The organism is Streptomyces sp. NPDC005820, assembly GCF_040630255.1.
GTDB lineage: Bacteria > Actinomycetota > Actinomycetes > Streptomycetales > Streptomycetaceae > Streptomyces.
The window spans coordinates 104,334-125,979 of the sequence record NZ_JBEXXE010000030.1 but is presented as its reverse complement, the minus strand read 5'-3'; the positions used below and the strand labels follow the sequence as shown (position 1 = coordinate 125,979).

General features: G+C 70.5%; 9 protein-coding genes. 3 read left to right on the top strand and 6 right to left on the bottom strand.

The window, feature by feature from the left end; translation table 11 throughout:
- Position 1: 1 nt before the first annotated feature.
- The 5 genes from ABZ464_RS32765 to ABZ464_RS32745 form a co-directional block, all read right to left on the bottom strand.
- Entirely contained in the window at positions 2-3,418 is a 3,417-nt protein-coding gene (locus ABZ464_RS32765; protein ID WP_359282939.1) for a S8 family peptidase, read from the bottom strand.
- A complete protein-coding gene (locus ABZ464_RS32760; RefSeq protein ID WP_359282936.1) occupies positions 3,419-4,489 on the bottom strand; it encodes a CU044_5270 family protein in 1,071 nt (356 codons plus the stop codon).
- The gene (locus ABZ464_RS32755) at positions 4,486-5,130 is read right to left on the bottom strand and encodes an RNA polymerase sigma factor (RefSeq protein WP_359282934.1); all 645 of its coding nucleotides are present in this window, start codon (positions 5,128-5,130) and stop codon (positions 4,486-4,488) included. The genes ABZ464_RS32760 and ABZ464_RS32755 overlap by 4 nt, the downstream gene beginning before the upstream one ends.
- Before the next feature lie 39 nt (positions 5,131-5,169).
- Positions 5,170-5,613, bottom strand: a complete 444-nt coding sequence (locus ABZ464_RS32750) for an NAD-dependent epimerase/dehydratase family protein (RefSeq protein WP_359282931.1) — start codon at positions 5,611-5,613, stop codon at positions 5,170-5,172.
- 588 nt (positions 5,614-6,201) lie between these two features.
- Positions 6,202-7,443, bottom strand: a complete 1,242-nt coding sequence (locus tag ABZ464_RS32745; protein WP_359282929.1) for a cytochrome P450 — start codon at positions 7,441-7,443, stop codon at positions 6,202-6,204.
- Between the two features lie 205 nt (positions 7,444-7,648).
- Between ABZ464_RS32745 and ABZ464_RS32740 the strand changes: the two genes are divergently transcribed.
- Complete coding sequence (locus tag ABZ464_RS32740) at positions 7,649-8,848, top strand: cytochrome P450 (protein WP_359282926.1); 1,200 nt, start codon at positions 7,649-7,651, stop codon at positions 8,846-8,848.
- Between the two features lie 85 nt (positions 8,849-8,933).
- Here ABZ464_RS32740 and ABZ464_RS32735 read toward each other — a convergent pair whose 3' ends face one another.
- Positions 8,934-12,335, bottom strand: a complete 3,402-nt coding sequence (locus ABZ464_RS32735; protein WP_359282923.1) for an FG-GAP-like repeat-containing protein — start codon at positions 12,333-12,335, stop codon at positions 8,934-8,936.
- Positions 12,336-12,791: 456 nt separating this feature from the next.
- Here ABZ464_RS32735 and ABZ464_RS32730 point away from each other — a divergent pair, with 456 nt between their 5' ends.
- Both ABZ464_RS32730 and ABZ464_RS32725 read left to right on the top strand, forming a co-directional pair.
- Positions 12,792-21,023 (top strand): polymorphic toxin-type HINT domain-containing protein, encoded by an 8,232-nt coding sequence (locus ABZ464_RS32730; protein WP_359282970.1) that lies wholly within the window; start codon positions 12,792-12,794, stop codon positions 21,021-21,023.
- Between the two features lie 7 nt (positions 21,024-21,030).
- Positions 21,031-21,585 (top strand): hypothetical protein, encoded by a 555-nt coding sequence (locus ABZ464_RS32725; RefSeq protein ID WP_359282921.1) that lies wholly within the window; start codon positions 21,031-21,033, stop codon positions 21,583-21,585.
- The last annotated feature ends 61 nt before the right edge of the window (positions 21,586-21,646 follow it).

Here is a 21,646-nt window from a genome sequence, read left to right as displayed (position 1 = left end):
CTCAGGTCAGGAGGTATGCCCTCAGGATCGTCACCTCGTATCTGTTGCCGTCGGTGTCGGTCAGCGTGGAGGTGAAGGAGACCGAGCGGGCGTCTCGTGGGTGGATCAGGGTGAGGGTCCTCTTGCCGTGGGCGGTGGTCACCGGGGTGGTGGACCAGGTCTTGCCGGTGTCGTAGGAGACCTTCACCGTCAGGGATGTGAGGTGGGTGGCGGCCGGGCCCTGGAGGGAGAGGGGGATCGTGGTACGGCGGCCTGCGAGGGCCGTGCCGGTCGGGGTCAGCTTCGGGTGGAAGCGGACCGTGGAGAGGGGGAGGGGGGTGGAGTCGGTGGGGTGGGAGGTGAACGACCAGCTAGCCGTAAGGCGGCTCGTGGTCGTGGCCACGCCCGCCGGGCGGGTCAGGGTCGTTCGGATCGTGTAGCGGGCCGTGGTGGACGGGAGGTTCTCCACGGTCCGGCAGAGGTCGCCGTCGTCGTCGAGCAGGGCGCGGCCGTTCGCGGTGACCCTGGTGTGCCGTTCGGCCACGGAGGAGGCGGGGTGCCCCGCCCCGTCGGCGAGATCGGGGACGCACAGGTCGAGGGTGTCGCCGGCGCGCCGCGCGCCGTACCGGCCGCCGGTCAGCGGGCTGAAGACACCGACGTTGTACGTGTCCGCGTACGTCCGGCCCGCCCGGTACGACTTCGGGCCCTCCGCGCCGTAGAAGACGTCCTCACCGTCCCCGGACGGGCTGAGCTGGCCGAGGTCGGCCGTCCATTTGAAGCCCTTGGGCGTGGTGACGTAGATCTTCGCGGTCGTCGGCAGGGGGAAGGGGGCGCTCACCGTGCCCAGTGACAGGGTGGGGCCGCTCCACATGACGTTGACGATGCCCTTGCGGTGGGCGACGGACGAGCCGATGGTCCGCTTCAGCAGGGCCAGTTCGCTCGGTCGCGCGGTGTGCCGGTAGCCGGTGGGGAAGCGGTCGGGCAGGTCGTAGAGCAGGTGGTAGGTGGTGCTGCCCTGCTGCCACAGGCCGCCGAGCTGTGTGCCGAGCCTGTCGGGCGGGGCGGGCGGCCCCAGGGTCGCGGTGCGCAGGTTCTTGAACGATTCCAGGAACAGGGTGGTGTTGTGTGCCTCGCCTCCCGTGCCCTTGTCCCCGGTGCTCACCGCGAGGTTGAGCCAGCCGTCGGACGGCTTGGTGCCCCGTGGCGCGGTGATCGCGACCGGTTTCGCCCCGCGCGCGTCGAGGACGACCGTGGTGTTCGCGGTCAGCGAGAGCCTCGGCCGGACCAGCGCGGAGGTGCCCTTGGCGTCCGCCATCACCGTGTTCACGACGTAGTCGCCGCGCGGGACCCGCACCCGGTAGACGCCCTTGGAGATCTGCTCGGAGTCCCCCAGGCTCGTGGTCCAGTACGCGCCCGAGTACCCGAGGATCTCGGTCAGCGGCGCGCTCACGGGCCTGCCGCCGCGGTCGAGGAACTTCAGGGTGAGGTCGTACGTCTCCACCTCGCGTACGACGCCGAAGGCGGTCCGTACGGCGGTCGGGCCGGCCGTGCCGCCGGCGCCGTCCCGCGCGGTGGCGACCACCGTGCCCGAGTACGCGCCGTCCGCCGCGTCGACCCGGGTGTCCGCGGTGAGGTCGACGCTCGCGGTGCCGCCCGCCGGGACGGTGAGCCGTGAGGTGCTCAGCGTGAACATGGCCTCGGGCGCCGTCCTGCCGCCGGGGCCGGTCGCGCCGGCCGTCAGGTCCAGGGTGACGGGACCCTCGCCGTCATTGCGGTAGGTGACGCGCTCGGTCACCGGCCGGTCGTCGGTGTGCGGCCACAGCTGCTTGCCGAAGGACACGGAGGTCTGTTCGCTCACCACGGTCCGGCCCAGTGCCCGGGACACGTCGACCCGGCCCGTCCCCTGCTGGTAGCCGGTCGCGCCGGTGGTCGGGGTGGTGGACGCGGTGAGCGCCTGTTTGATCCGCGCGCCCGTCCAGTCGGGGTGCCGCTGGGCCAGGATCGCGGCCGCCCCGGCGACATGCGGTGTCGCCATCGACGTACCGGACAGGGAGACATAGCCGTCGGCCGCGGGATCGCCCATGGAGCCGTGCGCCGCCTTCGCCGAGACGATGTCCACGCCGGGCGCCGTGAGGTCCGGTTTCAGCGCGCCGTCGGCGGTCGGGCCGGTGCTGGAGAACTCGGCGACACGGTCCTCGCCGTCGACGGCCCCCACGGTGAGCGCCGACTCCGCGGACCCCGGGGAGCCGAGGGTCCCCGCGCCGGGGCCCTCGTTGCCGGCCGCGGCGACGGTGAGCATGCCGGTGCTCCCGGAGAGGGCGTTCACGGCCGCCTCGACCGGGTCCTCGCCCGGGGTGTCGGCCTGGCCGAGGCTGAGGTTGGCCACCCTGGCGCCCTGCGCGGCGGCCCACTCCAGGCCGGCGATGACGCTGGAGTCGCTGCCCTCGCCGTTGTCGTCCAGCACCTTGGCGTTGAGGAGCTCGGCACCGGGCGCGACGCCCTTGTACCGGCCGCCGGACCGAGCGCCCGAGCCCGCCAGCGTCGCCGCGACATGCGTGCCGTGGCCGGCCATGTCGTCGGTGCTGCCGGTGCCGCTGAAGTCCTTCGACGCCGTCACCGCCGAGGCGAGGTCCGGGTGCGTGGTGTCGATGCCGGTGTCCAGGACGGCGACCTTGACGCCCTCGCCGTCGTATCCGGCGGCCCAGGCGGCCGGCGCGCCGATCCGCCCGACGCCGTCACCGGCCTCCCCGCCGGCCGCGTCGTCAGTCTCCTCCGTCTCGTCCGCCCCGCCTTCGCCCGCCCGCGCCTTGAACCGGCCGTCCAGCCAGACCCGCGCGACCCCCTGCTCCGCCGTGAGGGCCCGCCAGGCGTCGTCGGCCCCGGCCTTGGGCACGGTGAGCGCGGCGCCGGCCACGCTGGGCAACTCCCGGCGTACGGTGGCGTCCGCGTCCGCGACCAGCGACTTCTGGGTGCTCCTGCGCTGCGCGGGCTTCCCCTCGTACGACACGATCAGTGGGAGCGTGCCGCGCCGGGTGTCGTCGTATCCGGCGCGTATCAGGCCGCTGACGTCGAACAGCCGTTTGTCCAGGACGCCTTGGCCGATCAGGGCGGCTGCGTCGGCGGGGACGACGTACTGGTCGCCGCCGACCCCGCGCACGGACACCGGGACGTGCTCACGGCCCGCCGCCTGCCGTACCCCCGTCACCCGGCCCCGAGCGTCCAGCCGGACCCGGTCACCGGTGAGGAGGGTGACGTACCGGTCGGCCGGGGAGGCGGAGCCCGTGGCCCGCGCGCCGAGGCCGGAGCCGGGCCCCGCGACCGCGGCCGTGTCGACTGTCCGCACGCCGAGGCCGGAGCCCGTGGCCGCCACCGAGACGCCCGTCATCAGGCCCGCCACCAGCAGCGCGGCCAGCGAGGCGCCCGTCGTTCTGTCGCGCATTCAGCTCGCCTGTCCGGGGACCCGCTTGGCGGCGTCGACGAACGCGCGCTCCGTGATCGCGCTGGTGTGCCTGACGGTACCGACCTCGAACGGGCTGTCCGCCATCTTCTTGACCACCACATCACGGCTGCCGAGGAATTCCAGGGTCTTCTTGTCGAAGATCCACTCGGTGCGCTGACCGTCGGCGTCGTTCTCCCGGGCGATCGCGATCCCGTGCCGGCCCGTGGCGTCGACCGCGTCGTTCACCGCGACGACGCCGGGGATCTTGGCGGCGGCCTTGTAGAGGGCGGCGCTGACCTCGGCGGGCGGGAAACTCTCGGTCAGCAGATCGCCGATCGCGACGAAGGCGGCCTGGTCACGCGGGACTTCGGGGTCCCGTACGGCGTCCGAGTCCCGGTAGATCTGCCGCAGCAGCGCGTCGGGGTCGGTCGGCAGCTCGACCAGGGCGTTGTAGGCCCCGGTCTTCGAGACGTCGCTCGCCAGGGTCATGCCCTCGTCGCTCGTCGCGCCCGCTTCGATCAGCCAGCCGTCCTTGCCGTCGAGGTCCTCCCAGACCTGACGGGTGTGCAGCTCGTCGCTGACCACCTTGGCCCCGCCGTCGTCCTTGACGTAGGTGTCGGCCACCTTCGAGGCGATGTAGACGTACTGGCCCTTGCGCGGCGTGGGCGCGGAGGTGTCGGCGGCGGCCAGGGAGATGCGGCCGAGGAGCTGGGGGGCGCCCTTGGCGTCGGCGACGCCGACCTGCGTGGTCAGCGCGGGGCCGGTGGCCAGGGCGGTCTTGCCGCCCTGCGCCCCACCGCCGGTGAGGGCGAGGCCGCCCACGACCGCGCCGGCCAGGGCGAAGGCCGCGGCGGGCAGCAGGACCGCACGGCGCAGGAACGGGTTGGGCCGCTTCGGGGGCGCGACGGGGGCGGTGCGGGGGGTGCGGAGGTCTTCGTGGATCCGGGCCATCATCTGCTCCTTGTGGAACTGGTGGCGGCCCGCCGGCAGATCCCGCTCGGCGGAGGGCAGCAGACTCTGCGTCTCCGTCCACTCAGCCGGGTGGGGCTGGTGGGAGGGGCTGGCGTTCATCGGTTTCCTTCCTGTGCGGACCGGACCGCGTATCCGCGATCACCTGTTATCTGCCGGTTCGTGGGGGTGGGTTCCCGTTTTTTTCTCACCAGTTCCGCGTCGGCGAGTTTGCGCAGCTTGCCGCGGGCGCGGGACAGGCGGGAGCGGACGGTGCCGACGGGGATGCCCAGGGCACGGGCGGCCTCGGCGTACTCCATCCCCTCGCACAGGCACAGCGTCAGGACCTCGCGCTCGGGGCGCTTGAGCAGGCTGAGGGCGGCCAGCGTGGCGTTGATCCGGCGCCGGTCGTCCACGCGTCCGGCGGTCTCCTCGGCGTGGTCCTCGACCTGCTCCTCCGCGGCGTGCGCGGCGGCCGCGGCGCTTGCCGCGGTGCGGTAGCGGCGGTTGCTGCGGTAGTGGGAGCGGGCGACGTTGGTCGCGATGCCCAGCAACCACGGCCGCAGTGAGTCCCCTTCGGCCTCGACGGAGGCACGGCGCCGCCACGCCTCCATGAACGTGGTCGACATGACGTCCTCGGCCGCGGACCAGTCGGCGGTCAGCCGGAAGGCGTGGTTGTACACCGCGCGGGCACACTCGTCGAAGAGTTCCGCGAAGGCGTCCGGATCTCCGGCTCGCACCCGGGTTCGCATATCTGTGGTCACGTCTTGAACTGGCGGTCGGCGCGGGCGAGTTCCGGTGAGCTACGTCACAGTCGTCGCACAGGTCGTCCAGGTCGCGTACGTCGTACAGGCGGCCGGCGCGCGGTCCAGGTCCTGCGGGCGGGCCCGCCGGAAGGTGCCGCGCCCGTACACGGCGGCGGTGCTGAGGTGGACGACCCGGGCGACGCCGGTCCGGCGGGCCTCGGCCACGAGCGCGGCCGTGCCACGGGCGTTGACCGCCACGCACAGCTGGTCCGGGCCGCCGATCCACGAGGCGCAGTGCAGCAGGGCGTCGGCGCCGTCGCACAGTCCGCGCAGCGAGGCGGGGTCGGTCAGATCGGCGCGGACGACCGTCGTGCCCGGCGCGCTCGCGGGCACCTCGCTGCGATGGGCCGTCAGCCGCAGGGTGAGACCCCGGCGTTCGGCCTCCCGGACGACGTACCGGCCGATGAATCCACCGGCTCCGGTGATCACCACGGTGGGCACGGTCCGGCTCCTCCCTGGGCCCGGGGGAGAGCCGGGGCACGGTGGCGACGAAGAGGGTCCCGCCGCGCTGCCTGCAGCGTACGGGCGCGGTCACGCGGGTGTTGCCGTTCGGTTGGCGGGGATGGACGGCGGGGGCGCTTGGGCGTTGCCGTCCGGTCGGCGGGGATGGACGGCCGGGGGACTCGGGCGTCGCCCTCCGGTCGGCCGGGATTGACGGCGGGGGTGCTTGGGCTTTGCCGTCCGGTCGGCGGGGATGGACGGCGGGGGGACTCGGGCCTCGCCCTCCGGTTGGCGGGGATGGACGGCGGGGGCGCTTGGGCTTTGCCGTCCGGTTGGCGGGGATGGACGGCGGGGCCGCTTGGGCGTCGCCCTCCGGTCGGCGGGGATGGACGGCCGGGGCGATTGGGAGTCGCCGTTCGGTCGGCCGGGATCGACGGGCCAGGCCGCTCGGGCGTCGTCGTCCCGTCGGCCGGGATTGGTCATGAGGTGGCAGGGGGTGGCGAGTTCGGTGTACCGGTCGGCGGCGCTGTCGGGTCCGACGGGCAGGTCGCACCCGGCTGTGACGGACCGCCAGGGCGCCTTCTCCGGTCACCCGTCCATCCGCGGATCCCGTGGCGTGAACCTCACCGGTAGTTCCGCCATGCCCCGCAGGATCCCCTCCCGGCGGGTCAGGTCCAGGTCGGGGTCGGCCAGGTGCAGGTCGGGGAAGCGGCGCAGCAGGGTGCCGAGGGCGACGGTGGCCTCGGCGCGGGCCAGCGGGGCGCCCAGGCAGAAGTGGACGCCGTGGCCGAAGGCGAGCTGCTGGGGGATCTCGCGGCGGGCCACGTCCAGGATGTCCGGGCGGTCGTAGCGGGCCGGGTCGCGGTTGGCGGCCGCCAGACCGATGATGATCATCTCGCCCGGCGGGATGGTGACGTCCGCGATCTGGAAGTCCTCGACGGTGAAGCGGGCCACGCCCCGGCTCACTGGGCCCTCGTAGCGCAGGAGTTCCTCGATCGCCCCGGGCAGCAGGGACGGGTCGGCGCACAGGGCGGCCCACTGGTCGGGGTGGCGGAGCAGGGCGTGGACGCCGTTGGCGATCAGACTGGCCGTCGTCTCGTGGCCGGCGAGGGTCAACAGGATGGCCATCGCGAGGAGTTCGCGGTCCGAGATGCGCTCCTCGGCCTGCGCGGCACACAGCGCGCTGAGCAGGTCGTCGCGGGGCTCCGCCTTGCGCGCGGCGAGCAACGGCTCGTAGAACTCGGTCAGTTCGGCCCGGGCGCGGGCGCCCTTGGCGAGGCGCTCGGGTGTGTTGGGCGGCATGATGAGGCCGACGGCGAGTTTGGCGAAATCCGGTTGGTTCTCGGTGGGGATGCCGATGAGCTCGCCGAGGACGGCCATCGGCAGCGGAAGGGCGAACTCCGCCACCAGGTCGGCGGTGCCGCGCGAGGCGATCCGGTCGAGGAAGGCGTCGGTGTGCGCCTGGATGCGGGGTGCCATCGCCTCCACGCGGCGGGCGGTGAACGCCCTGGACACGAGGTTGCGCAGCCGCGTGTGATCGGCGCCGTCGGCCACCAGCATGCTGGCCATCAGCACATTGGTGCGCTCCTGGTGGGCCATCTCCTCCGCGAGCCCGGTGACCCGGACGGGGCTGCTGCTCAGCCGGGGGTCGGTGAGCGCGGACACCGCCTCGTCGTAACCGGTGACCATCCAGACCTCAAGAGCCGGATTCAGCCGCACGCGCTGAACGACCCCGTGTTCCCGAATTCGCTCGAAGAGCGGGTACGGATTCGGCTGCTGAGCCACGTTGACCGGCATGTCGTGGACGATTGTCTGGCCTTGCTCGGACATCCCCAACTCCCCGAATCGGTGAAATCTCTGAGGCGAACAGTCATACCAGTTACGCGAGTTGCGTGGTACGGTCACCGAAGATCAGTACAGGAGATACCTCGGTGAGACGCCTCGCCCACCGGCGATTCAGCGCCTCGCACAGCACGACTCGGAAGCATTTGAAGGCCTCCACCACGAGGCCGACGCTGCGGGGGGAGTCGCTTTCGTGGATCCGACCGATCCGATCCTGCAATTGGCACGTCCGTCGATCTTGCGGAATCCGTATTCCGCTTACGCCCGGCTCCGGGAAAACACCCCGGTCTTCCGGCATGAATTACTGGACTCCTGGGTATTCACGCGCCACGCCGACTGTCTCGCCGTTCTCACCGACAGCGCGCGTTTCGCCTCCGACTGGCGGCGCGCGGGCGAGGACATCCCCGCCCCGCTGCTGAGCGTCCAGACGCTCGACCCGCCCGAGCACACCGCCGTCCGCCGTCTGCTCCTCGACGGCTTCCGCGCCCAGGACCGCCGGGCGCTGCACGAGCGGATGGACTTCGAGGCACGGGATCTGCTCGCCGTCCTGGCCCGGCGGCCGTCCTTCGACTTCGTCGGCGAACTGGCCGAACCGCTCGCGCTCCGGTTCATCACCGCCTTCCTCGGCGTACCCGTCCCCGACCTCGCCTGGTTCGTGCCGATGTCGCGCACGATCGTCGACGGCATGGACGCCGGGCTGTGGCCGCAGAAACACGAGCCCGCCGTCGCCGCGCGGGCCGAGCTCGCCGCGTACGCCGGCGGCTGGCTGGCCGACCCGCCCAAGGACGGGCTCCTCGCGTACGTCGCCGAGCACGCGGCCGACAGCGGGGTGGATCCGGCCGTGCTGCGCAACAGCCTGCGCGCCGTCCTGCACGCCGGCTACGAGTCGGCGTCCCGGCTGCTCGGCAACGCGGCCGCCGCCCTGCTGACCACCCCCGGCGCCCTGGCCGCCTTCCGCGGCGCGCCCGTGGCCACCGCCGTCGACGAGTTGATCCGGTACGACGCACCGGTCCAGGCCGACGCCCGGGTCTGCGTCGCCGACACCGACCTCGGGGGCGTCACCGTCCGGGCGGGCGAGGCGGTCACGCTGTTCCTCGGGGCGGCCAACCACGACCCGCTCCGCTTCGCCCACCCCACCGAGCTGCGGCTGGACCGCGCGCCGAACCCGCATCTGGGGTTCGGGCGCGGGGCCCACGCCTGTCTGGGCGCGTCCCTGGCTATCCGGCTGGCCGGATCGCTGTTCACGGCCCTGGCCGGGGACCACCCCGAGGCGCGGGCGGTCGCGGAACCAGCCCACCGGCGCAATCTGACCCTGCGCGGCCTCGACCGGTTCGAGGTCACGCTGCGGGGGCGGGCTGCGGCCACGACAGCGGGGGAGGAGGAATCGACATGAAGTACTGGCACTGACACAGCAGGAGCGCGGCCCCCGTTCGTCGGAACGGGAGCCGCGCTCCACTCATGTCGCACCGGGCCCGGGGTCAGCCCAGTTGCCTGACCGTGTCCCAGCCGCTGGACCGCAGCGTGCTCGACGTGCCGAGGCTGGTGGCACCGCCCTTGTAGAGCAGCAGGGCGCCGGCCGCGTTGGTCGTCCAGATGTCCGGGAGGCCGTCGCCGGTGACGTCCGGGGTGCCGTAGATCAGCGGGTACGCGGTGTACGTGAAGCTGGTCGCGGCGTAGGTGTCGTCGCCGTCCAGGCTCCAGCCGGACTGGCCGAGGCTCTTCAGGACCGTGCCCACCCCGTCGCTGTCGAGGATGCCCTTGCGCAGGACGAGGGTGCCGGCCGCCGTGCGGTACGTCATGTCGGCCGCGCCGTCGCCGTTGTAGTCGGCGATCGCCACGAAGTCACGGGCCTTGTCCGCCCACGAGGTCGTGGTCATCTGCACGGCCTCGCTGAACGTGCCGCCGCTGTAGCCGGTGAACACCCACAGCTCGGCCCCGTCGACGCCGCCCGCCACGAACAGCTCGGGCTGCCCGTCGCCGGTGATGTCGCCCGCCGACTTGATCTCCGAGAAGGTGGCGGGGTCCGGCGCGTTGGCGGGCAGGCGGATCTCGACGCGCTTGCTGACGTCGATCGCGCCGTAGCCGTCGCCGGGGTAGAGGAACAGCCGGCCCTCGGGGGTCCGCACCACCCAGTCGGTGACGCCGTCGCCGGGCGCGAAGTCGCCGTTGTGGGTGACCAGGGAGTAGGTGCTGGTGCCGTCCCAGATGTGCGGGGCGGTGCCGCCGTCCTTGATCAGGGTGCCCTTGTCGTGGGTGCCGAAGGCGCTGGACACCCAGGTGCCGTCCTGCGACACCGAGTCGATCCAGAGGTTTCCGGCGGCGGTGACATGGGCGAAGTCGGCGTCGCCGTCCCCGTTCAGGTCGCCGGGGCCGTCGGCGGTCGAGCGCGGCTGGACGTAGAAGAAGTACTTGCGGGCGTTGGGCGAGATGTTGCCCGCCGAGTCCACCGACTTCACGTACAGGGTGTTGGGGCCGGCGGCCGGTGGCTTGATGCCGGTGATGGTGGCCGTCTTGACGGCCGTGGTGCAGGACTTGGTGAGACCGCCCGAGGTGCCCTGGGCGCCGCCCGAGCAGGCGTAGCCCGCGTAGCTGGTGGAGTTGATGGACCAGACGAACTTCACGATGTCGGTCTCGGAGGTCGAGCCGACCGCGAAGGTGAAGCTGCCGGTGTTGCCGAAGGGCTTGGCGGACCACACGTCGGGTTCGCTGTCGCCGTCGTCGTCACCCGGGAAGTCGGTCGAGACGACCGGGGCGGGGGAGTCGGGCAGATCGGTGTCGTAGGTGAACCGGCACACGCCGTCGCCGCCGGTGGGCGCCCAGCCGCTGCTGGCCTTGGCGTCCCAGGCGCGTACCCGCCAGGAGTAGGTGACCCCGGTGGTCAGGTACGACCTGATGGAGATCCCGCCGACCTCGCCGTCGTCCACGGCCTTGGTGAAGGTCTTCGTCGTGGTGTCGGCCTTGCCCGTCTGCCAGAGCTGGAACTCCAGCTTGGCCAGGTCGCTGTCCGGGTCGGTGGCCTTGCCGCTGATGGTGATGGTGTCCGCCTTGCCGACCTTGATGTACGGCGAGGTGGAGGTGTCGCAGGAGCCGGGGCTCATGGTGACGGAGGTCGGCGTGTTCGGCTTCCGGTTGTACGTGATGGACAGCGAGGGGGAGCCGTCGCCCTCGGCCTTGAACTTCTTCCAGGAGTACGTGTCCGTCTCCAGGCTGCTGGACGAACTCGTCGGCGCGGAGGACGAGGTCGAGGCCACCAGGCCCAGGTTGAAGCTGGTCACGCCGTCGTCGGCGGCGTCCTGGGCCAGCGAGGTGACGGTGAAGTTGACGTACGCGTCCGGGCAGGCGCTGTTGGACTTCCAGCCGTAGGCGAAGGACTTCGAGGTGATCTTCCGCTTCCAGGACGGCTGGCGGTTCCAGGAGGTCTTGGAAGTGAAGTCACCCGTGCCCCACAGCTGCACCGTGCGCTTGCTGCACGACCAGGAGTGGGTCTCCAGGACCTTCAGGGTGGCGCTGGAGACGTCCGCGCCCTTGATGGAGTTCTTCAGCTTCATCCGGAAGAACGAGCGGGCCGTGCCCCAGGTCTCCCGCTCGAAGCCGACGCGGGCTTCCTTCGTGTCCTCGTTGTAGTTCGCGCCGTCGTAGAAGCTGGAACTCGGGTACCGCTTGTAGACGGTCGTCCAGTTGGCGCGGATGCCCGTGGTGGAGGGGTCGAGGAAGAGCGGGTAGGTCAGGCCGTCGGTGTCCGCGAGGTAGTTCCCGGGCGGGGTGATGGTCAGCACGTCGTCGCCGAACGAGGCGGCGGCGGTGGTGGCGTGGGCGCCCTCGCCCGGGCCGTTCACGGCGGGCAGGGCGAGGGTGCCGGAGGCGGCGGCCGGCACGCCGTCGTAGGCGACGGGGTCGGCGTTGCTCTTGGAGGCGTCCGGGTTCTCGTTCGGGACCTCGTCGGCCGGCACGTCGTCCGGGTTCTCGCGCGCCGGTGCCTCCTCGACGACCTCGGGGTCCTCGTTGGTGCCGGCCGCGGCCTCGGCCTGTACGTCGCTCGCCTCGTCCTCGGTGGCGTGCGTCCCGGCCGAGTCCCACAGGAACGGTGTGGGGGAGACGGCGATCTCGTTGCCGGAGCTGTCCTTCGCCATCAGCACATCGGTGCCGGGGTCGAGCGTGAAGGAGAGACTGGAGGAGGTGACCCGGTAGCGGGGCGGGTCGGCGGCGAGCCGCTCCGCGGCCTCCGGGGTGTGCACGACCAGGACGTGGGTGAAGCCGGTGTCCCGGGCGGACAGCATCAGGTCCACGCCGGGCAGGACGCCCTCGTACAGCGCCCGGTTGTCCTCGACGACCGGCTCGGGCAGTTCGCCCGGCCACTCGAACCGGATCTCGTGGCCCTCGGCGGTCATCGTCAGCAGCGGGTTCCAGGAGCTGGAGTCGGCCACCGGGCGGATTCCGCTTCCGGTGCGGAACACCGCCGACTGCACGGCTTCACCAGAGGTATGGGCCGCCGCCTTGCGGGCCGAACTCCCTCCGCTTCCGCCGGCCGAGAAAGTCACCGGATAGGGGCTGTTGACGGTCTGCCAGCCTTTTCCGCTCCTGCGCAGAGCGGTGTCGACCGGCGCCCATTTCCCCTGGGCGTTCTTCGCCCGAAGAGGCGCCACGGAGACCGTGTAGGTGAACGTTCCGTCAGGATTGGCGTAAGTGGTCGAGAATTCATCGGCCAATGAGGCGACTTCGACCTTCTTGCCGCTCGAGCGCGCCCGGCGCTGGGCCTCGTCCTCGTCGACCGGCTGCGCGGCCCGCTTGGACGTGGCGTCGGTGACGGTATCGCCGTCGTCCCGCAGTGCGAGCAGCGCGCCGCCGCCGGCCAGCACGGCCAGCGCCACGGCCGCGGCCACGGCACGGCGAACGCGCCTTCTACCAGGGGGACTTGGTTCCATGGCGGGGTCGAGGTCGCTCAAGGGGCCCTTCTCCACAACAGGCTGGACCGCGGTGCGGCGGGCGCCGCCGCGGCATGGCTCTTCCGGTGTGCCCTCAAGGCCTGGTGACAGGCCGTGGCGAGCGCGCGACGCGCCGGATTGGGCGGTTGGAGTATGAACAGCTCTTCCCGGCCAGATCAACACCCTTTGATCGACATGGTGTTGGCAACAGCCGCGCAAAGACGCCTGGAGCGTTTCTTTGCCGTTCTTTGTCTGATTTTGATCAGTGAGATAGCTAACACAGATTCAGGGAACCTTGACGCGGATCTTCACGATGTCTTTATTTTCGTGCTCGGTCCGTAAGTCATTGCTCACCAACTGCCATCAGTACGAGCACTTCTGATGGGTTGTGACGGGGGAAGGGTCAACTTGGCCGTGCACACGGTGCTGTCCTGGTGCGGCAGGGGTTCGCTGGCGAGATCGCCACGTGAACGCCTGGTCCGTCGCAGAACACGGGTCGGCGTCATCGCCGGGCTGGTTCTCGCCCTCAACGTCACCCTGCTGCCCAGCGCCCTGGCGTTCGGGCCCAGCGATCCTCGTACGACCGTCGAGCTCGAAGACCTGCAGGAGACGGACGCCGTCCCGGTCGACGAGACGCTGACCGACAACCTCGAGGAGCTCTCCGGCTCCGCCACGACCGATCCGCAGCGGGCGTACGCGCCGGCCGCGGTGGCCGAGGTGCCCGAGGCCTCCGGCACCAAGGCCGTCGACAACGTGACGGCGGGGGGCACGACCGAGGTCGCGAAGTCGGCCGACGGGACGATGTCCATCGGCGTCGGCGCCCCGGACGGCGCCACCCCCGCGCAGGCCGACGCCCTCGAAGGCCAGTGGAGTGTCGCCGCCGCGCCCGAGGCGGACGCCGTCGCGAACGGCGCCCAGGGTTTCCTGCTCGCGGTCGACGCCCCCGACACCGCGACCGGTGACGCGGTCGTCTCCATCGACGCCACCAAGCTCGCCGAGACCTACAGCGCGCAGTGGCTGGACCGGCTCTCCTTCACGCTGATGCCGGCCTGCTACGCGACGACGCCGGACCTGGAGGAGTGCTCCACCGGCGTCCCGGTGACCACCGAGGTCGAGCGCACCGGCGACACCGTCGAGGTGCCGCTGGAGGCCGGTGACTCCTCGGGCTCCGAGGCGGACACCGGTGAGGACGGCGCCGCCGACGAGGTCACGGGATCCACCGACTCCACCGCCGACGTGCCCGAGACCCTGGTCAACGTCACCCTGGACACCGCCGACCTCGCGTCGGTCGCCGCCGCGCAGTCCACCGCGAACACCGCGGTGAGCAGGGACGCGGGCAGTGTCGACTCCGCCGTGTGGCACGCGGACGCGGCCGGCGCCGTCCGGCAGATCGCCGACTCCTCCGGCGGCGGTCTCCTCGTCGGCAGCTCCTACGGCGCGGGCGCGGGCGGCGACTTCTCCGCCAGCCCGATCGTCTCGGCGGGGTCCTGGACGGCGGGGGGTTCCTCCGGCGCGTTCAGCTACTCGTACACGATGGCGGCCCCGCAGGTCCCGGCCGGTCCGGCGCCCAACGTCACCCTCAGCTACAACTCGCAGACCTCGGACGGCCGTACGTCCTCCACCAACAACCAGGTCTCCTGGGTGGGCGAGGGCTGGGACTACAACCCCGGCTCGATCACCCGCACCTTCGTGGGCTGCGCCGCCGACACGGCCGATGCCAACAACGCCAAGCACTTCACCGGCGACCAGTGCTGGGGTTCGTACAACGCGGTCCTCTCCCTCAACGGGACCACCACCGAGCTGGTGCGCGACGACACCACCAAGCAGTGGAAGGGCGCGCGCGGCGAGAACATGCGCGTGGAGCTGCTCGACGCGGCCGACTACAAGGCCCTCACCGGTATCGACGGCTCGGGCAACGGTGACAACAACGGTGAGTTCTGGCGGATCACCACCGACGACGGCACCCAGTACTACTTCGGCCTGAACCGGCTGCCCGGCTGGACCTCGGGCAAGCCCGAGACCAAGTCCGTGCTGAACGTCCCGGTCGCCGGCAACCACTCCGAGGACCCCTGCTACGCGGCGAAGTTCGCGGACTCCTTCTGCGACCAGGGCTGGCGCTTCCAGCTCGACTACGTCGTGGACACCACCGGCAACGCCATGTCGCTGTGGTGGGAGAAGGAGAAGAACGCCTACGCGCGCAACATGAAGGAGAAGCCTGCGGTCTCCTACGACCGTGGCGGCTACCTCTCCCACATCGACTACGGCCAGCGCGCCACCACGCTCTTCTCCGACGAGCCGCTCGGCCGGGTGAAGTTCAACGCCCGCGAGCGCTGCTTCGAAGACCCCGCCCTGAACGTGGCGTGCTCGAACACCAACTTCGACTCCAAGCAGTCCGACCAGACCCGGCCCTGGTTCGACACCCCCGCCGACCTCGCCTGCGCGAGTGGTGGCAAGTGCACGACGTACGCCCCGACCTTCTGGTCCCGCAAGCGCCTCGCCTCCGTCGACGCCTGCACCCAGCGCGAGCAGGGCGTGACGCTGACCGAGTACACCTCGGACGCCGACGGCAACGAGACCGGCCAGCGCAACGCCTGCGGCCTGGAGGGCGACTCGGCGACCACGACCTCGCTGTCGAAGGTCGACTCCTGGGGCCTGAAGCAGTCCTTCCCGTGGAACCTGACCGGTGAGTACACCGCGCTCTGGCTGGAGTCCATCTCCCGCACCGGCTACGCCGTGGACGGTTCCACCGACCGCCTGAACCCGGTCTCCTTCGGTCACAACGAGAACCCGCTGCCCAACCGCGTCAAGAACGGCTCCTCCGACACCAACCCGCTGTTCGCGCGGCTGCGCATCCAGGACGTCGTCTCCGAGTACGGCGGCCGCACCCACGTCGACTACAAGGCGCCCGAGGGCAAGTGCCTCACCGGCGCCGACCGTCCGACGATCGACCGGAACCACTCCCTCTGCTACCCGGCGTACTGGCATGCCGACGGTGAGCTGGAGGACAAGCGGATCTCCTGGTTCCACAAGTACCTCGTCGACAAGATCACCGAGTTCCCGCGTCTCGCCGACGCGCAGGACATCGTGACGACGTACAAGTACGAGACCGACGGCGACGCCGTGGACGGCGCGCTGTGGGCCAAGAGCCAGTCGGAGTTCTCCCGCCCCAAGAAGCGCACCTGGGACGACTTCCGCGGCTACCCGGTCGTCACCACGACCACCGGCACCACGGACGCCGTCGGCGGCAGCGTCGCCTCCAAGTCCGTCACCCGCTACTTCCGCGGCATGAGTGACGACGTGCTCTCCGACGACACCCCGGAGAAGGCGTCCGACGACGTCAAGCGCTCCGTCGGGATGACCGACGTCACCGGCGTGTCACTCGGCGAGGACCGCAAGGCGTACGCGGGCATGGTCGCCGAGTCGCTGACCTACCCGGACACGTCCGCCGACACCACCACCGGCTGGACCGCCCGCACGGTCAACTACCCCGACACCCCGGTCCGGCTGGCCACCCGCAACCGCACCGACGGCCCGGACGTGATCTCCGAGCGGGTCACGCTCGGCAAGACGTCGACCATCTCCAAGGCCTCGGGCAAGGCAGCGGACGGGCTGACGCTGCACACGATAACCACCGAGACCGAGTACGACTCCACGTACGGTCTGCCGACGAAGGTCCGTGAGTACGGCGACACGGCCGTCTCCGGTGACGAGTCGTGCACCATGACCTCGTACGTCGACAACACCTCGGGCACCAACTACCTGATCGGCCTGGTCGCCCGTACCGTCACGACCACCGGCACCAGCACCTGCTCGACGGACCTTTCCAGCTCGACGGGGTCCACGATGGTCAGCGCCTCGCGCATGTTCTACGACGGCGCGACCTCGTCCACCGCCACGCCCACCAAGGGTCTGGTGACCAGGACGGAGGCGCCGACCGGCGCCGGCACCGGCTGGGAGACCACGAACCCCGAGTCGCGGACGGAGTACGACTCCACCGGCCGGGTCACGAAGGTCACCGACCCCACGGGTGTGTACAACACCACGACCTACACGCCGTCGAGCGGGCAGGTCTACAAGATCCAGACGGTCACCGGCAACAAGGTCGTCGACGGCGCCGTCGTGGCCGGCTTCACCGACACCACCGTCCTGGAGCCCGGCCGCGGCACCACCATCACGGCGACCGACGTCAACAACCGTGCCACGTCGTACGCGTACGACCCGCTCGGCCGCGCGGTCGCCGCCTGGGACGCCACCCAGACCGCGACCGACGACCCGACGGTCAAGTACACGTACAACATCGACCTGAAGAAGCCGGTGTCGGTGGTGACGGAGTCCCTCTCCGACAACCCGAGCACCGCGGCGGGCGACGGAAAGTACGAGTCCTCCACCACGATCTACGACGGCCTGGGCCGCGAGCGGCAGACGCAGACCCCGGGGGTCGGCGGCGGCCGGCTGATCACCGACACGCTCCACAACAGCGCCGGCCAGGTCCGCTACACCCGCAACGCCTACTACATGGAGGGTGACCCGGGCACCGAGCTGGTCGTCCCCGCCTCCGAGTCGCTGGTCCCCAACGCGACCTCGTACACGTACGACGGTCTCGGCCGCGTACTGACGGTCACGCCGGTGCACAGCTCCTACCCGCAGACGGGTGAGTCGTTCACCAACGCCGGCAAGACGGTGACCACCACCGACCGCCGCACCCGCTACGAGTACGCCCTCGACTACACGGTCGTCCGCCAGCCGAAGGGCACGCCCGCGTCCCGGGTGTGGACCGACGCGCTGGGCCGCACCACCCGCCAGGACACGTTCAGCGACACCGCGCTGACCGAGGCCGGCGCCATCAGCACGAGCTACGAGTACGACCTCCGCGGCGACATGGTGACCAGCACCGACGACGTCGGCAACACGCGGACCTGGAAGTACGACGCGCTGGGCCGGGTCACCGACACGACCGACCCGGACGCGGGCGCGACGCACACCGACTACGACGCCTACGGCCGGGTGGACAAGGCGACCGACGCCGGTGGCCAGACCGTCTCGTACGCGTACGAGCGACTGAGCCGCGTCGAGCAGGTCAAGGTCACCCCGAAGGGCTCCACGACCTCGACCCTCGCGCAGACCTACGCCTACGACGGCGCGACCGGCGGCAAGGGCCAGCTCACCTCGGCGACCCGCTACACCGACGGCAAGGCGTACACCACCACCATCGGCGGCTACACGGCCGACTACCAGCCCACGGGCATGACCACGGCCCTGCCGCCGGGTTCCACCGCGGGCCTGACCGCCGACGGCTTCGCCACCCAATACACCTACTCGTACAAGTACAACGACGACGGCCAGGTGGAGACCTACACGGCTCCGGCGGCCGGCGGTCTCGACGCCGAGGACGTGGTCACCCGCTACAACGAGGCGGGTCTGCCGACCTCCGTCTCCGGCAAGGACTGGTACACGTCCGAGGCCTCCTACTCGCCGTACGGCCAGGTGCTCCGCTCCACCATCGGCGAGCAGGGCCACCGGCTGTGGCAGGAGAACACCTTCAACGAGTCCACCGGTGAGCTGCTGACCAGCAGGCTCATCCGGGAGGCCGCGACTCCCGACACGGCCGTCGTGCCCGGCAGCGAGGTCAGCAAGCGCTCCTACGGCTACGACCCGTCGGGCAACGTCCTCTCGGTCGCGGACCGCATGGGCACCACGACCGACCAGCAGTGCTTCAAGTACGACGTGCTGGGCCAGCTGAAGGAGGCCTGGACGACACCGGGCGGCGGCGCCTGCGTGGCCTCCGGCAAGACGACCGCCGAGCCGGTCTACTCCGACAACACGGTCAACGTCTCCTCCAACAACTCCGGTTACTGGCAGTCGTACGACTACGACGTCCTCGGCAACCGCACCAAGAAGACGGCGTACAAGGCCGACCCGACCTTCACCTCCGGGGTGCGCGACACCAAGGGCGACGTCGTCACCGACTACCTCTACGGCACCAGCGACACCGCGAAGAACGACCAGCCGCACACCCTCACCTCGTACACCGCGTCGTCGACCACGGCGGCGGGCGCGGCCGTCAAGACCCGCTCGACGCAGACCTACGACGCCGCAGGCCAGATGGAGACCCGCTCCACCGGCGGCGACACCGCCCAGACCATGACCTGGACCTGGGACGGCAAGGTCGAGTCCGTCACGGGCTTCGGCGCGGACGGTTCCGGCGCCTGGATCGGCGTCGGCGACCAGTGCATGGACCTCGCGGGCGGCAGCACGACGGTCGGCACGGTCATCCAGATCTACGTCTGCAACGGCAACAAGTCGCAGCAGTTCCGCCTCAAGGCGTCCGACACCGACAGCAACGGCACGGTCGAGGACGGCACGATCGGCCAGCTCATGGTCGGTGGACGCTGTGTCCAGCCCAACGGCACGGCGTCCGGCGCGGCAGCCCTGATCCAGGCCTGTGACAACGCGGTCGCGGCGCAGCGCTGGCAGACCCTGAGCACCGGCCAGGTCAAGCACGTCTCGACGGGCCTGTGCCTGGCGGCCTCCGCGTCGACGGTCGGCACCGACCTCACCCTCGCGGCCTGCAACTCCACCGTGGCCGGCCAGCTGTGGAAGCCCGCCTCGAAGACGACGTACGTCTACGACGCGATGGGCAACCGCCTGCTGGAGCGCACGAGCGCCGGCGCGGTGCTGAACCTGCCCGACACCAAGGTCTCGCTGACCACGGCGGGCAAGGTCCGGTACGTCGAGCGCACCTACGCCGGCATCGGCGGCCCGTCGGTGACCCGCTTCCGCGAGAGCGTCAACAACACGGCCGGTGTCAGCGAGCACGTGTACGCCCAGGCGACCGACCTCAACGGCACCCCGCTGGCGGAGGTCCGCCTCGACGGCGGGATGCAGGTCCGGGCCCAGAAGAAGGACCCGTGGGGCGAGGACCGGGCAGTGAGCATGTCCATGCGCACGAAGACCGGCTTCCACACGGGCGACGACGACGTCGAAACCGGGCTGACCCACATGGGCGCCCGCGAATACGACCCCGGCACGGGCCGCTTCATCTCGGCGGACCCGGTCCTGGACGACAGCGACCCGCTCCAGGCGAACGGCTACTCGTACGCCAACAACAACCCGGTCACCCACTCGGACCCGAGCGGCCTGACCTCCTCGGCCTCCAGCTTCGACGCGTCGATCGCGGCGCTGGACGCGAAGATCGCCGAGTACCAGAAGACGCTGAACCGCTCCATCGGCGATGTGATCCTCGCGACCGGCTGGGCCGTGTTCAAGGAGTTCATCGGCTGGAACGACGTCGTCGGCTGCTTCACCCAGGGCGACCTGTGGGCCTGCGGCAGCCTTCTGATGGACGCCATTCCGTGGACCAGCGTCTTCTCCAAGGGCAAGAAGATGTGGCGCGCCTTCAAGGGCACCATGAGCGCGGTCAAGGCGTTCAAGGTGGCCAAGCGCGCGGCCGAGATCGGCATGAAGGCGGCCAAGGCCGCCAAGGCGGCGCTGATCAGGGCGAAGAAGGCGGCGGAAGCCGCTGCCGCCGAAGCCAAACGCAAGGCACGCGAAGCGGCGAAACGGGCCGCGGAGGCGGTCAAGAAGAAGGCACAGACCGGCTCCAAGGGCGCCCGCGGCAACGCGGTCCAGACGAAGGCGCGTACGCAGGCCCAGCACAAGGGGTCTTCGGGCGGCGGTAAGGCGGAGAACAAGTCCGGCGGGTCGCGCAACGGGTCCGGCAAGGAGGACTCCGGCGGCGGGTCCGGCGGGAGCGAGGGCGGTAGCTGCCCGACGCCCAACAGCTTCACGCCGGACACCAAGGTCCTGATGGCCGACGGCTCCACCAAGGAGATCAAGGACGTCAAGGCCGGCGACAAGGTCCTGGCGACCGACCCCGAGACGGGCGAGACCCGGGCGCAGACGGTCACTGCCGAGATCCTCGGCAAGGGCGTCAAGCACCTGGTCAAGGTCACCATCGACACCGACGGCAAGAAGGGCTCCAAGACCGCCGAAGTCACCGCGACCGACAAGCACCCCTTCTGGGTCCCGGAGCTCGGTGACTGGATCGACGCGACCGACCTGAAGTCGGGCGAGTGGCTGCGCACCAGCGCCGGCACGTTGGTCCAGATCACGGCGGTCGAGCGCTGGACGGCGCTGGACGCCACCGTCTACAACCTCACCGTCAGCATGATGCACACGTACTATGTGCTGGCGGGGAGCACTCCGATCCTCGTTCACAACTGCGGCGACAGCCCGGTGTACTCGGAGATCGAGGACGGACGACGAGGTGCGGCCTACGCCGAGGTCTCCCCGCAGACATTGGACGACGCCAAGGCGAACCTGATCGGCAGTGAGCCCAACGGCAGAAAGCCTCATGGTTTCCGTGGCGGGAGCGCAGGTGACTCCCGCGGGCATCTCATCGGCCGGCAGTTCGGTGGCGACGGAACCGACATGCGGAATATCATCACGCAAGGAGCGGATCAGAACAGCGGCGCGATCTCGTCCGCCGAGGATGAGATCGCAGAGCATGTGCGTAGTACCGGAAGGACGATCATCATGAGTGTCACTCCGGTCTACGGTGCAGCCAAATATCGGGCAACTCATGTACGTATCGAGGCTGTTGATGATTTCGGCTGGTCGTACGACAAGCTGATTCCGAACTTCTAGGACAGTCATGAGCGCACTGGACGAGCTCATCCGCCTGTGCCCGGCTCCATCCACCAGGCATGGCCGCCCCGGCACATCCGCCGGGGCGGGGCCGGGCGGGCCGGCCGAGCTCCTTCCGCCCGGTTACACGGCCCTGCTGGAGGTCTACGGCCCAGGTTGTTTCAATGATTTCTTCTGGATCTACGAGGACGGCTGCCCGAATCCATGGTTGGACATTCGGGCGCGCAGCCGAAAGACGTCGGAGATTCTCGCCGGGAAGCAAATCCCCGAAATCCGGTCGACCTTGACAGAATTCGACTCGGATCCGTCGCGTCTGATCCAGTGGGGGGTGACGGATAATGCCGACTCTGTCTTCTGGATTCCGGTGGGCGCGCCTGACGAATGGCCCACGATCATCGTCGAGGCGGGACAACTGAGCTTCCAACTGCTCCAGCAACCGTCCCCGGACATTGTGCTGGGTCTTCTCGACGGAACACTGCGGTGCCCGTTCTTCCCACCGGAATTCCGATCCAACGGGCCGGTGTTCGAGAGATGGGTGGAGGAGGCGGACGGTTCCCCATGACATGGTGGCGTGGCGTGTGACGGCGCGGTTTCGGCGGCCGACGTCGAACTACGCGACCCAG

Bases quoted from the DNA above. Each gene is read 5' to 3' on its own strand.
- ABZ464_RS32765 (WP_359282939.1), bottom strand. From the start codon at position 3,418: ATGCGCGACAGAACGACGGGCGCCTCGCTGGCCGCGCTGCTGGTGGCG.
- ABZ464_RS32745 (WP_359282929.1), bottom strand. From the start codon at position 7,443: ATGTCCGAGCAAGGCCAGACAATCGTCCACGACATGCCGGTCAACGTG.
- ABZ464_RS32760 (WP_359282936.1), bottom strand. From the start codon at position 4,489: ATGAACGCCAGCCCCTCCCACCAGCCCCACCCGGCTGAGTGGACGGAG.
- ABZ464_RS32725 (WP_359282921.1), top strand. From the start codon at position 21,031: ATGAGCGCACTGGACGAGCTCATCCGCCTGTGCCCGGCTCCATCCACC.